The sequence below is a fragment of the Pseudomonas viridiflava genome (genome assembly GCF_003702045.1).
In the GTDB taxonomy this organism is placed as follows: domain Bacteria; phylum Pseudomonadota; class Gammaproteobacteria; order Pseudomonadales; family Pseudomonadaceae; genus Aquipseudomonas; species Aquipseudomonas viridiflava_C.
Map to the genome: position 1 here is coordinate 113683 of NZ_RBTP01000036.1, position 12410 is coordinate 126092.

General features: G+C 54.7%; 11 protein-coding genes and 3 pseudogenes. 8 read left to right on the forward strand and 6 right to left on the reverse strand.

Annotated elements, in window-relative coordinates; translation table 11 throughout:
- The first annotated feature begins 165 nt into the window (after positions 1-165).
- Together ALP40_RS12420 and ALP40_RS12425 are read left to right on the forward strand one after the other, a co-directional pair.
- On the forward strand, positions 166-930 hold the full coding sequence (locus tag ALP40_RS12420) for an SDR family NAD(P)-dependent oxidoreductase (RefSeq protein ID WP_122208562.1): 765 nt from the start codon (positions 166-168) through the stop codon (positions 928-930).
- Between the two features lie 392 nt (positions 931-1322).
- A complete protein-coding gene (locus ALP40_RS12425) occupies positions 1323-1952 on the forward strand; it encodes a hypothetical protein (RefSeq protein WP_122208563.1) in 630 nt (209 codons plus the stop codon).
- Between the two features lie 260 nt (positions 1953-2212).
- Here the strand turns inward: ALP40_RS12425 and ALP40_RS26150 are convergent, their stop codons facing one another.
- Together ALP40_RS26150 and ALP40_RS26155 are read right to left on the reverse strand one after the other, a co-directional pair.
- The gene (locus tag ALP40_RS26150; protein WP_409077521.1) at positions 2213-3130 is read right to left on the reverse strand and encodes a methyl-accepting chemotaxis protein; all 918 of its coding nucleotides are present in this window, start codon (positions 3128-3130) and stop codon (positions 2213-2215) included.
- A pseudogene (locus ALP40_RS26155) lies at positions 3116-4156 on the reverse strand (methyl-accepting chemotaxis protein); the annotation flags it as partial. The gene ALP40_RS26150 and the pseudogene ALP40_RS26155, both read right to left, overlap by 15 nt.
- Before the next feature lie 353 nt (positions 4157-4509).
- On the opposite strand from ALP40_RS26155, the pseudogene ALP40_RS26160 reads away from it, so the two are divergent.
- Positions 4510-5484 (forward strand): annotated as a pseudogene (locus tag ALP40_RS26160) (cache domain-containing protein); the annotation flags it as partial.
- Between the two features lie 120 nt (positions 5485-5604).
- Positions 5605-6390: a methyl-accepting chemotaxis protein gene (locus ALP40_RS26165; RefSeq protein ID WP_375140035.1), complete on the forward strand. Its 786-nt coding sequence runs from the start codon at positions 5605-5607 to the stop codon at positions 6388-6390.
- 402 nt (positions 6391-6792) lie between these two features.
- Here ALP40_RS26165 and ALP40_RS12440 read toward each other — a convergent pair whose 3' ends face one another.
- Together ALP40_RS12440 and ALP40_RS12445 are read right to left on the reverse strand one after the other, a co-directional pair.
- Positions 6793-7767, reverse strand: coding sequence for a DNA replication terminus site-binding protein (locus ALP40_RS12440; RefSeq protein WP_122208565.1), 975 nt, complete (start codon positions 7765-7767; stop codon positions 6793-6795).
- A gap of 76 nt (positions 7768-7843) precedes the next feature.
- A complete protein-coding gene (locus ALP40_RS12445) occupies positions 7844-8089 on the reverse strand; it encodes a hypothetical protein (protein WP_122208566.1) in 246 nt (81 codons plus the stop codon).
- 941 nt (positions 8090-9030) lie between these two features.
- Between ALP40_RS12445 and ALP40_RS12455 the strand changes: the two genes are divergently transcribed.
- From ALP40_RS12455 to ALP40_RS25845, 3 genes are read left to right on the forward strand one after another with little or no spacing between them, the layout of a single operon-like run.
- Complete coding sequence (locus tag ALP40_RS12455; RefSeq protein WP_409077518.1) at positions 9031-9699, forward strand: PAAR domain-containing protein; 669 nt, start codon at positions 9031-9033, stop codon at positions 9697-9699.
- Positions 9699-10418: an N-acetylmuramoyl-L-alanine amidase gene (locus ALP40_RS12460; RefSeq protein WP_122208567.1), complete on the forward strand. Its 720-nt coding sequence runs from the start codon at positions 9699-9701 to the stop codon at positions 10416-10418. The genes ALP40_RS12455 and ALP40_RS12460 overlap by 1 nt, the downstream gene beginning before the upstream one ends.
- Positions 10418-10705 (forward strand): hypothetical protein, encoded by a 288-nt coding sequence (locus tag ALP40_RS25845; protein ID WP_122208568.1) that lies wholly within the window; start codon positions 10418-10420, stop codon positions 10703-10705. Before ALP40_RS12460 ends, ALP40_RS25845 begins: the two co-directional genes overlap by 1 nt.
- Here ALP40_RS25845 and ALP40_RS25555 read toward each other — a convergent pair.
- Complete coding sequence (locus tag ALP40_RS25555) at positions 10660-10860, reverse strand: hypothetical protein (RefSeq protein WP_183136036.1); 201 nt, start codon at positions 10858-10860, stop codon at positions 10660-10662. The two genes, ALP40_RS25845 and ALP40_RS25555, sit on opposite strands and share 46 nt — an antisense overlap.
- On the opposite strand from ALP40_RS25555, the pseudogene ALP40_RS12470 reads away from it, so the two are divergent.
- A pseudogene (locus ALP40_RS12470) lies at positions 10815-10955 on the forward strand (helix-turn-helix domain-containing protein); the annotation flags it as partial. The gene ALP40_RS25555 and the pseudogene ALP40_RS12470 sit on opposite strands and share 46 nt — an antisense overlap.
- A gap of 301 nt (positions 10956-11256) precedes the next feature.
- On the opposite strand, the gene ALP40_RS25560 reads toward ALP40_RS12470, so the two are convergent.
- The coding region (locus ALP40_RS25560) for a hypothetical protein (protein ID WP_183136034.1) at positions 11257-12410 on the reverse strand (1154 nt) is incomplete at its 5' end.

Here is a 12410-nt window from a genome sequence, read left to right on the forward strand (position 1 = left end):
CAACCGCGCTGATTATTTGCAGGGTGCACAGGGTTTGTCAACGAGCCGTTAGTCGAAGTTTTCGGCCTTGCACAGGCTTCGCAAAGCCGTACGTGAATGAGAGTGAACGCGGCCGGGGCCCTCAGAGTCCACCTGACACCTATTCACTTTTTCGGAGCGTATTACATGAATCGTTTCACCCAGAAAGTTGTTGTGGTCACAGGTGCCGGTTCCGGGATCGGTGAAGCCACGGCCAAGCGTTTTGCCCGGGAAGGCGCACACGTGGTGTTGGTCGGTCGCAACGAAGAGAAGCTGAATAAAGTGCATGCCCAACTGGAAGGCGAGGGGCATCTGGTCAGGGCTGCCGATGTCGCCGATTTGAGCGATGTGGAAGCGCTGTTCAAGGAGGTCGCCAGTCAGTTCGGCCGTCTGGACGTGCTGGTCAACAACGCAGGCATCGTAAAATCCGGCAAGGTCACCGAGCTTGAGGTGCAGGACTGGAAAGAGCTGATGTCGGTGGACCTGGATGGTGTGTTCTATTGCACGCGCTCGGCCATGCCGGCGCTGATCGTCAGCAAGGGCAGCATCGTCAATGTGTCTTCGGTGTCGGGCCTGGGCGGCGATTGGAGCATGAGCTTCTATAACGCGGCCAAAGGCGCAATCACCAACTTCACCCGCGCCGTGGCGCTGGATCACGGTGCAGACGGCGTTCGCGTCAATGCCGTCTGCCCGTCGCTGACCCGCAGCGAACTGACCGAGGACATGCTGGGCAACGAAGCGTTGATGGGCAAGTTCAAGGAGCGCATCGCGCTGGGCCGTCCCGCCGAGCCTGAGGACATTGGTGATGTGATCGCCTTCCTGGCCAGCGACGACGCGCGTTTTGTGACGGGCGTCAATCTGCCGGTGGACGGCGGTCTGTCTGCGTCCAATGGCCAGCCGCCGCAGGCTTGAACCTGCGAATACCTGCTGCGTTGATCGTGCCGATGCCGCTGTGCGGCACGATCAACCGTGATGTGTGTGCAAAGCAGCGAAGAGTGAGTTATAGGCATTATTACGTTTAGGCAATAACAGCGCTTGCCAATTTAATGCAGCACGTATCGCCGTGTTCGCTGTCTTGAAATGAATCTGATTGTTAGCGCAGCCTTGTCGGGTGTTAAAAATAAACTAACGTTCACCCGTCTCGATTGAAAAGAGACGCCATTGAACGTGTTACTCCATTGATAATGATCAGGTGGGTTCAAGAATGAAACAGTGTCCATTTATATGAAGGCGCCCGGGTGAAGGTGCCGTTCATGTGCATCACTCTCCTGTCATAAGACCCCAATTTACAGTCGACCCTACCCATGAATACACCGTCTGAAATCGATATTTCAGGTCTGAGGTGTTACGACAAAACTGTCGATGATGTCACCTATAGCGTTCCACGCGGTATCACCCGTGAGGCCCGTGGACGCGTCTGGATTGTGCGCGTCCTCAAGAACAAACAGGTTCAGGTATACGCCCGTTTCCCTGACCTGCGCTTTGGCGGCACGCGTCGGGCATTGAATGCGGCCATCATTCACCTGCTCCACAGCGGGCATGCCTGGCGCCGCGAGGACGTATTGCAACTCAGCGAGCACGCCGCCGTACATTGGCGCAAGCGCAGCGGCGTGGGGCTTTGCGCCGTGGCGTACGTCACCCGCCAAGGGCCGGGACGCGGCGAGACCTATTTTCTGTCCACTTACAAACGAGTGGCGAGCGGGCGCGGGCTGGAGAAGTTTCGATCCCGACTGGTGGACGTGCTCGAAGGTGCGCATGAATTGCACGACGGGCCGGGCATTCCCTATTCAATACAGAAAAGGATTCGTCAGTCTGTCGATCAGCTACTTGAAAGCCGTCGCTTCCAGGGGTTTATGGAAGCCGGCAAAAGAAAGGCCGATCATATTGCGGTGAATGAATATGTCGAGCGACTGGCGCGTGAAGGAGAGGGCTGATTAAACGTCTGACCGGTGCGGCAAGCTTATCGGCTATTACAAACGACGCGGTGTGGCGAAGTGAGTATAAAAACTGACAGTTCTGACAGTTCTGACAGTAGGCAGTTCACGTAAGGATGGGCAGAATGAAGCCATCAGACGGTGAGGCGGATAACTTCTGGTCTAACAGACTCGCAACGACAGGGTGTCTACTGCCCGTCCAATTGCACATACAATCAGGCCCGGTCAAACCGGGCCTGATTGCATTCACAGATCAAGCATCAGATCTTGAAGTGGCTGACCATCATTTGCAGTTGTCCGCCCAGGCGTGCGAGTTCGACGCTGGAGGCGGCGGTTTCTTCGCTGGCCGAAGCGGTCTGCTCGGACACGTCGCGGACATTGATGATGCTGCGGCTGATCTCTTCCGCCACAGCGCTTTGTTCTTCGGCGGCCGCGGCGATCTGCTGGTTCATCGCCTGAATGTTGGAGACGGTGTGCGTGATGCTGTTCAGCGATGTACCGGCCTTGCGGCTTAGCTGCACGCTGCTGACCGTCAACTCACGGCTGCTGAGCATGATGCTGGACACTTGGCGCGTACCGTTCTGCAAGGCCGCGACCAGGTTCTCGATCTCTTCGGTGGATTGCTGGGTGCGTTGCGCCAGGCCACGAACCTCGTCCGCCACTACCGCGAAGCCACGTCCGGCTTCACCGGCGCGTGCAGCCTCGATGGCGGCGTTCAATGCCAGCAGGTTGGTTTGCTCTGCCACCGCCTTGATCACGTCCATGACCTTGCCGATCTTGTCGCTTTCCTGCTCCAGCAGGGTCATGGCATCGGAAGAGCGTACGACTTCGGCAGCCAGTTTTTCGATCTGGCCGATGGCTTCGCCCACCACCTTGTCACCGGCGCGGGCTTCCTTGTCGGCTGTCGACGCGGCTTCGGACGCCTGCTCGGCATTGCGCGCCACCTCGGCCACGGTCGCCGACATTTCGTGCATAGCGGTAGCCACTTGGTCGGTTTCGACTTTCTGGCTGTTCACGCCAGCGCTGGTCTGCTCGGTAACGGCCGACAGTTCTTCGGCGGCGCTGGCGATCTGTACCACGCTGTCGCGAATTCCGCCGATCAGCTCGCGCAACGTCGTGCCCATGCGCTGGATGCCCTGCTGCAAGACACCCAGTTCGTCGCGACGGGTCACGGTCATGGTTTGCGACAGATCGCCTGAAGCGATCCGGTCGACCACCGCCAGGGTTTCCTGCAGAGGACGGGTGATCTGACGCGTGATGATCACGGCCGCGATGATGCCCAGAATCATGGCCAGCAGGGTGCAGCCGATCTGCATGTTGCGTGCACGAGCGCTTTCCTGATCTCGGCGATCCAGTTGCAGCTGGTACATGGCCTCGCTGAGCTTGACGATGTCCTGCCCTTGTACGGTCATTTCTTTACGAGCCTGGGCGATGTCGCCACTGGCCGTCTTGAAATTCTGCAAGGTGGTGCGGTATGCCTGGAGGGACGTTTCCAGTTGCTTGAGCGCGTCAGCCTGGTTGCTGCCAAAGGTGGCTTTCAACTGATCGAGGTTCTTGATCGCGCCGTCCAGCTTGCGCACTGCAGATTGCTCGTTGTCAGGCGTGATATCCGTCACGTAACCACGAACCTCGTAACGTGCCTGCATAAAGTCTTCCTTGGCACCCACGATGAGCTGGTACTGCTCGAAACGGCTTTCATCGGTGGCGTCCAGCTTCTTCACGTCGGCGAGAATCCGGTCAAGCATCTCGGTCGCTTTGGTGGCGTGGACCGTGAGTTCCTGGCGCTGGGCGATACTGGCCTTGTAGCCGCTGCGCATGTTGTTCAGCGACTTTTGATAGTCGGCAATCACCACGCTCAGTTGCTGAAGCATTTTCACGTTCTCGGGGCTCTTGAACGTGGTCAGCAGCTTTTCCTGGTAGGCCTTGAAGCCGTCCAGCGACACCTGAACGGTTTCGGCGACCTTCTCGTCACCGTCAGCGACCATGTATTGCAGGCGTGTTACCCGTAACTTTGTCAGCTGAGCATTGAGCGAGGTGATGTCGCTCATCCAGTTGCTTCGGTCGATCAGCCCACTCAGGCTGCTCCATCCCGTGAGCGCAAGAATGGCAGTAAAAACAAGTACCAGCCCGAATCCCAGGGCCAGCTTCATATTCACGCTGATGTTTGCGAACCAGCTGTTCATGACAATCTCCAGGTGCATCATTCAAAAAAGATCAGGCCCCTGGAGCAATAATGCGATTGCTACCACCAAGGCACAGGATACAGACGCTATCGGCAGGACGTGCCCAAGCTGAAACGGAAAAGCCGATAAAATTTTAAAAGCGCTGTCCTCCTTTCGCAGGCTTTCATTCGGCGGACGCAAAAGTTATAAAGGCCGCGTCAAGAACATTGAAATAGCGCGATGAATTCATTCAGCGGTTACGGCCAGCTGCGTGTGTTCGTACCGTGATAATAATGTTCAATTACGAACACCGCGCGTTCATAAAAAACCAACTTTTTTGTATGGCTAATTACTTGAATGCCTGGACTGCCTTTACCTTATAGAGATGCTGTGTAATGACTTTGAAGTTTCGTCATAAAATCCTGCTGGCAGCCTCGGGCGTCGTCGTACTGGCGTTCGCCCTGTTCACGTTTTACAACGATTATTTGCAGCGCAAAACGATCAATCAGAACCTTGAGTCTTCGGTGGGGCAGGCCGGTCAGTTGACGGCCAGCAGTGTTCAAAACTGGTTGAGCGGGCGGATTCTGGTTCTTGAAAACCTGACGCAGGACGTGGCTTACCAAGGCGTGGGCTCCGACCTGAGCGGGCTGGTTTCCCAGTCCTCGCTGGTATCGACCTTTCAGTTCACCTACGTCGGTGACAGTAAGGGCGCGTTTACCCAACGGCCTAACGTAGAGATGCCTGCCGGTTACGATCCACGTCAGCGGCCGTGGTACAAATCCACCGTCGAGGCCGGCAAGACCATCATCAGCGCGCCGTATCTGGCCTCGGTGGGCGGCCTGGTCGTGACCATCGCCAGCCCGGTCAAGATCGACGGCCAGGTGGCTGGCGTCGCTGGCGGCGACCTGAGTCTCGATACGCTGGTGAAGATCATCAACTCGGTGGAATTCGGCGGCATGGGCTACGCCTTTCTGGTCAGCGGCGACGGTCAGGTGATCGTTAGCCCCGACAAAGAACAGGTCATGAAAAACTTGAAGGATATCTACCCCGGCCAGACGCTGAGCCTGGATGCGCGTCTACGCGAGGTCACCCTCAACGGCCAGGAACGTCTTCTGTCGTTCACACCGATCACCGGCCTGCCTTCGGCTAACTGGTACATCGGTCTGTCAATCGACAAGGACAAGGCCTACGCGCCACTGAGCCAGTTCCGCAGCTCTGCCATCGTGGCCGGTTTCATTGCGGTGATCGTGATCGCCATGCTGCTGAGCCTGTTGATCCGTGCGCTCATGCGCCCGCTGACCGACATGGGCCGTGCGATGCAGGACATCGCTCAGGGCGAAGGCGATCTGACTCGCCGCCTGAGCATTCAGGGCCGCGATGAGTTCGCCGATCTGGGCAACTCATTCAATCAGTTCGTGGAGCGTGTTCACGCCTCCATCGTGGAAGTGTCCTCCGCTACGCTGCAAGTGCATGACTTGTCGCAGCGTGTGGTGCAATCATCCAATTCGTCGATCATCGGCTTCGACGAACAAAGCGCCCGTACCAACAGTGTCGCGGCCGCGATCAACGAACTGGGCGCTGCCACCCAGGAAATCGCCCGCAACGCATCCGACGCCTCTATCCAGGCCAGCGAAGCGCGCACTCAGGCCGAAGATGGCCAAGTGGTGGTGGAAAAAACCATCCACGCCATGAGCGAGCTGTCGAGCAAGATCAGCGATTCCTGCACCCAGATCGCCCAGCTCAACGCCAGTACCGACAACATCGGGCAGATCCTGGACGTGATCAAAGGGATCTCGCAACAGACCAACCTGCTGGCCCTCAACGCCGCCATCGAAGCTGCCCGCGCCGGTGAAGCCGGTCGCGGTTTTGCTGTGGTGGCCGATGAGGTGCGCAACCTCGCTCACCGCACGCAGGTGTCCGCTGACGAGATTCACAAGATGATCGGCGAGCTGCAAACCGGCTCGCAGGACGCCGTGGTGAACATGAATGAGAGCCAGACGTCGAGCCAGGGCAGCGTCGAAGTTGCCAACCAGGCTGGCAGCCGCCTGCGCGATGTGACTCGCCGTATTGGCGAGATCGACGGCATGAACCAGTCGGTTGCCGCCGCAACCGAAGAGCAGACCGCTGTGGTGGAAACGCTCAACATCGACATCAACCAGATCAACTCGCTGAACCAGCAGGGCGTTGCCAACCTGAATGAAACCCTCAAAGACTGCGCCGCGCTTTCACAACAGGCCGGTCGTTTGAAACAGTTGGTGGCGAGCTTCAAGATTTAATACAGAGCGGTAAACCATTACGAAAAGGCCATCCACTCGATGGCCTTTTTTATGGGTTGGCGTTGATAACTGTCTGTCTGAAAATATCGGGGGAAACTGTTCTTTATCGAGTTGTTCGCTTTACAAAGCAGTGGTAACTGAGATTGAACTCGATAATAGAGGTGAAGAATATTAACGGTTTAAAAGTCTGACTTTATTATGTGTTTTGATGCCATGCGGCATGGTTGAAAGCGCCATGACGAAGCCTCATCACGATTCAATGTGTGTATCTCAGGCCGTCAATGATTGTCCGTGGACCTCTATGTTTATTGATTAAGCGGATTAACGGTCGACGCGCACAAATTCATTGGCAGACGCTCCTGCCAGAAAGCGTTCAGCTCCCTGGCGTGAGCAGCGAGCAGGTTATTCATCCACTTTGACGGGAGTCCGGTCCGAGTAGGTTGAAGCCACGGCGCTCGGTTTGCCGACCACGGCCGCCGACTTGCGCTGGCCCACCAGATCATCCGGGTTCAAAAACAGATTCATGCGCGGGATCACCTCAATGCGCGGCTTTTTGTCCGGCCGTTCAGCCTGACGCGTATGCCGATTGAAATGACGCAACTCATGCACGTCGAAGCGCTCTTCACCTGCCAAAACGAACATCGGCAGGTTGCTGTGAATCATTGCGTCGTAACGCGAACTGGCCGAGAAATACACCATCGCCCTGGGGTGCGGCGCGACCTTCTTGTATTTAATGAGGCTGGCCTGATCGGACAGATTGACGATGCGGCGCAACTCCGCGCCCGCTGACGTCTGCTCAATGGCAACCCGGTCCTTGGTGGCTTGCTGCTCAGCGGTCTTACCCAGCATCTCCCGAACCTTGCTCACCGGCACCCGCTCGCCCCCGGTTGTGTGTCCAGCCCAAGTAAACACGATCAGTCGGGGGCAGATATCGAACACCTGCGTATGACGCCCCAACTGCTTCATGCTGAACTGCCCGCCCAACGCCTGACGAAGAATCTTCGACCGCGCCGTGGTCGCCAGATTGAGCTCGATGCGCGTCTGCTCGATCGCCGCCATCAGATCATCCTTGAGCTGATTGATCTCTTTCACCCAAGGCAACACGCTGCGGCTCAACGCAAAATAACCCGGCAAGCGCATCACCGTCCCCGGCGCCTGGCCAGGCAGACGCTCAAACAACGTCATCGCCCGCACCGCCGCATCAATCGCCGCCTGACCTTCCAGCGGCTGCACCTCAATCAGGTCCAGCGCTTTCTGCTGCGCCAGCAACGGCAACTGCCACACCTGACCATGAACCACCCACTGAGGCCACAGTTGATTGAATGCCGTAATTTTACTGACCAGCCGAGCATGGACAGTCGTTATATCGACGTACATGGTGATCTCCGAAAAATCTAATACCACCCCCAGTGTAGCGCGTGATTTTGGACGTGCATCCGCGCGCGGCGGGTGGTCAGTCTTTAGGCAGTTCCTCCAGCCTGGCCTCTACCGCGTCATCGAAAATGATGAACAGCGCTTCCGCGTCTGACGAGCGTAGTTTCCGTGTGCTTTCAAGGCTTTGGATGAGTTCGATCTGAATGGCGCGCTCGGCTTCCAGGTCGTCTCGGGTGCTGGTGGCGTTCAGGGCGCGGAGGAGGTCGTTCATCTGGTCGCGGATGGGTTTCTGGAGTCGCAGGAGGTCTAGTTTTTCTTGGGGCATGGATTGCTCTGGGCGTAATGTGGGAGATGAAGCGTATTTTGCTGGGGGAGGCGCGAAAGCGCTATGAGAAACGATGATTAGCAGTTGAGCCTGCACCGGCATTGTAGACGCAACTGCGATCATTTTCGTTGAGGTAAGCTTGCTCCGATGCCGGATTTAGCTGAAGGGGCCTAGGGGAACTCTTTAACTGGAGAGATTTCCCATCGTCAGACGAGGTATTGGGAGGTCTCTCTTTGCGTAGCTGGACGTAAGTACGTTATCTGTCTGCCAAACCAATTGCACGGTTGCAATTGCCAGGGCTGGATCTGGATCGGCCACGAATGGGGTAGCCTCAGGGCTGCCGCTGACTCATCGGATCAGAAGTTTTAGGTTTTAGGAGTCTTCGCATTGGGACATTCTCTGAGTGAGCCGGAACTGTCGTCAGTCAAAGCTGCGCTTTCCGACCCCTTCAATCATTTTCCCACCGATTACGACTATATTGCGCGCGAGGTCAAAGGTGTAGAGGTTGAGGTACTGTACGAGATCTTCTTTCAGAAGTGTCCCCCGTCTGCTTCACCAACATTACGGCAGTCCCTCTGTCTGGACAAGTTTTGATTCTGACTCACTCACTCATGTGATCGAGGCAAGGCTAGCGGCGCGTAAGCGTAACTGGGTGCGCAGGCAAGCCGAAAAACTGTTGGTCGTTTGGCTGAAACGTCACTACGACTACATGTGGAGAGAAATCGCCAAACGGATATAGCGATTAGGTACAGAATTCTTTTGGTTTTTGTAACAGATCAACTGATCTTGGACATAACGTTAATTTTTTAGAATCGGGCGGGTGCCAGTAGGCTAGATTATGGTTCGACCGATTTCTGAGTCGCTGTCCATACGTGAAGGGTAGGAGGCACATAGTCGTCATAGAAAATTCCAAAATTTTTTAGAAGAATCGATAGCGCAGAGTGGCGAATCAATTGCGAGCTTTGAAGGTCGTGAGTGCGGCGCTTACAGATCTTCATGTATTGGTGGTACTGGATTTCATGTTTCTGTTAAGGTTGGTTCTCACCAACGGTTATGACAGGGAGTCATTCATGGTAAAACCAGCCGCGCGTATAACCGATCCCACCAGTTGTCCGATGCCAGGGCATGGTGCAAAAGCTATTTCCTCAGGTTCTCCCGATGTTTTTTTCGACGGACTTGCGGCGGCCCGAAAGGGCGATATCTGTAGCTGTGGGAGTATGCTTATTTCTGGAGTATCAGCAACAGTATTCATTAATGGAAAAAACGCTGCTCTGGTTGATACCATAGGTTCGCACGGGGATGTTGTGGTCGCCGGCTCAGGTACTGTGATCATCGGAGATTCTCATACGCCGGCGCCGTTCATACATCCTATCCCTCTATCCATTCAAAAAATCTACGGTCAGTCTTTCAACATTACCGATAGCGAAACCGGCTCTCCTTTGGCATTCCGTGATTTTGTGGCTACGGTCAACGGTGTAGAGACAACAGGCGTGACGAGTGCTAATGGCGTTGCGCAGGTTAAGACCTCTGCACCTAATGCGAGTATCTCGATACACGTTTTGTTTAGCGCCCCTGCTCGAACGCTAAAAGAATTGGTGGAGAACCGCTAATGGCTACTCAATTTGCAACTCAAGCCACCGCTCAGGAAATCAAACCCGGCGAGTTTGTATGCCCCATACCTATTACTGTGAACGATCGGGCTGCAACACGTGAGGCGATCATTAAGAAAGTGCGTTCATTGAACACACTATTTATTGAGCGCTCTTCGTGGGGAGCGGTCAAAGGCAAGCCCGATATGGTGATGGACTGGGACTACACTATGATTGCTCTTCACCACGCAGGGCGGAGCCATAGCTGCACATCAGGTGCAGAGCAAATGAAAGAAATCCAGAAAGGCCATCTGAGCCAGAGATACGACGATATCGGTTACCACTACGGCATTGATTGTACTGGTCAGGTCTATGAGGGCCGAGACATTCGGCTTCAAGGTTCAAGCGTTTTGAAGTTTAATACTAATTTGATCGGTATTGTCTTATTGGAGAACCTGACGGCTCCAGAAGAAGGTGATGATTGGGTTGCCAAGGGGCGTGTTGTCCTCAGTAGCTTGGGCTATGGCACTACGAGCGTGATTCCTGACCTGCAGATCACTGCCTTGATGCATTTGATTGACTCACTAAAGAGCGTGTTCGTGATAAAAAATTTTGGTGGCCATCGAGAGTATCCAGGGCAGGCAACGGAAGGCAAAGTCTGCCCAGGTAACATAGGCATGGAGTTAGTAAGAAATATCCGAGCCAAGACCCAGTTACTCCCTCCGCCGATGTCACAATAATGAAAAAGATAATTGTCTTTATAGGGCTAATTTTGCTGGCTTTACTCTATGTTGGTTATTACGAAGCGCTAGAGGATGGAGATATTGAAACTATCCTTTTTATCAAAAAACACCCGACTTTTCAAATGAGATTCTTCAATATCCACGCCAACGACGGAGAGATCAGAAAGGTAGAGTTGCTTACTACGGAAGAACGGAAATTTATTATCGATTACTGTAGGTATAGACTTGGCGTGGACACTCAATTAAAAACACAAAGCGATGTTGAGGTTTGCAGGAGAAAATAGCTCTGGCTCGCAATAAAGCTGCCATCATAGTGGTTGCCTACCTTGGTTGCCATTAGCCTTGCCTTTGAATGCCCGGCGGGTTCGGAGGCTAATAAAGGCGGCAGCAAAACTGAGTGCAACACCTTTACCTCAGGCAAGGTGCGGCGATGTTTCATACGAACTCAGTATCGAAGAACGCGTAACCATTCAAATCGGGCAATACAAAGAGCTCAGTCAGCGTGAGATTGCTCGTCTGCTGGGTCATACACCGATTTACCGAACGGCACGTTCATGCTTCCTGAGTAAGCCCTCCCGCAAATCCTGCTCATAAAAAAGACGTTCAAAGACGTCTTTTCCAATTTGGCGGGCCGGGGTAAGTTGAAATGTGTCGGTATCTATCTGTTTTTTCTGATTATTAATTTATTGGCCAACTTGCTTGGAATACCAGTTGGAACGCTGTGTGGTCTGGATTCCGATGGATGCTTTTTGAGCACTTTTTTGTGCGGCAGCAAACAGATTGGCAGTTCCGGTATTCAATCAACACCGGAACGTGGGTAGGCATGGGGGCCGGATCAATTCGGTTTGGCTACCGTCGCGGCATTCTTGCCTAATACAGGAGCGGCTACATGCACCTTGGCCTCGGACAAGGCAATACAGCGATGTGCGTAGCTGTCGATCTCTTTCAAAGAGATATTTCGGTAGCTAGCGGGACAGATCAACAACGTATCGCCGAAGCGGAACTGACGAAACGCCCTGACGCTGTACAAACCATTCGGCCCCTCGTAGCTCTCCAGTTGCCACGGGGCGCTGCTGAATACCTCCTTCGGATAATCCTTTTCGTTCAACACATAGCTCAGCTCGGTATTGTCCCTGATTTTGATCAGATTGGCGGCGGAATAAACCCACAGGTCCAAGAGGGCCGGCAACAGCATGGCATTGACGAAGATGCACCCGAGCAGCACCAGTGCGGCTCGGCCGGTGCGCTGCATCGCATTGCCGTTTGTCAAATAAAAGACGAGGACTGGCGCTAGGTAGAGGCACATTATCAATAAGCAGAGGGCGATAGCTCCGAATGCTTCTTCGTCGCTCTCTCCGCCTCGCCACGTCATGATTGCTAGCTGGGCGGGCATGACTCCACTCACCGAAGTAAACGCGAGCAGCGTACCTAGCCAGCCAACGAGGGCTGTGTAATAGAGTTTGCGATGCGAGGGTTTGCGGGGACCAGGCGGCAGCTCCAGTACTTTGTTGTGCAGGGGCGCATCGCGGCGAAGCAGAACTATCACGGCACAAGCGGCAGCGACTACGACGATAGGGAAGAAGTAGCCTGGGGACATGGTGTAATCAAAGAGGGCCCCCAGCAGGTTGATCGAGAGCAGTAGGTAGCCCCCGCCTACGATGAGGCCAAAGCGTAAGGCGAGCCTCTTTTCCAGCTCTCTGTCAACGGTGCATACAGACATGCTCAACGTGAAGACCAAAGACGGCACCGATACGATGAGCAGCAGCGACGCGAGTATCAGCAGGCTGAAGAATAACCAGGCGACGAGGTTCGAAGGGTTCCCTAACGAACTCAGGATCAACTCGGGGTGATGGATTACCCAGAGGTACTTGGTGAGGAGTGAGATTGAGATAAGCGTTGAAACTACTGGCAGCCACCATTTGATATCGGCGAGGAGTTTGAATAATGCTTGCCGGGGGCTGCTGGAGGCGGAGGGGGTGGGCGGTGAAG

Bases quoted from the DNA above. Each gene is read 5' to 3' on its own strand.
- ALP40_RS12460 (WP_122208567.1), top strand. From the start codon at position 9,699: ATGGCTACTCAATTTGCAACTCAAGCCACCGCTCAGGAAATCAAACCC.
- ALP40_RS25555 (WP_183136036.1), bottom strand. From the start codon at position 10,860: ATGAAACATCGCCGCACCTTGCCTGAGGTAAAGGTGTTGCACTCAGTT.
- ALP40_RS12420 (WP_122208562.1), top strand. From the start codon at position 166: ATGAATCGTTTCACCCAGAAAGTTGTTGTGGTCACAGGTGCCGGTTCC.
- ALP40_RS12445 (WP_122208566.1), bottom strand. From the start codon at position 8,089: ATGCCCCAAGAAAAACTAGACCTCCTGCGACTCCAGAAACCCATCCGC.
- ALP40_RS26150 (WP_409077521.1), bottom strand. From the start codon at position 3,130: ATGACCGTGACCCGTCGCGACGAACTGGGTGTCTTGCAGCAGGGCATC.
- ALP40_RS25845 (WP_122208568.1), top strand. From the start codon at position 10,418: ATGAAAAAGATAATTGTCTTTATAGGGCTAATTTTGCTGGCTTTACTC.
- ALP40_RS12425 (WP_122208563.1), top strand. From the start codon at position 1,323: ATGAATACACCGTCTGAAATCGATATTTCAGGTCTGAGGTGTTACGAC.
- ALP40_RS12440 (WP_122208565.1), bottom strand. From the start codon at position 7,767: ATGTACGTCGATATAACGACTGTCCATGCTCGGCTGGTCAGTAAAATT.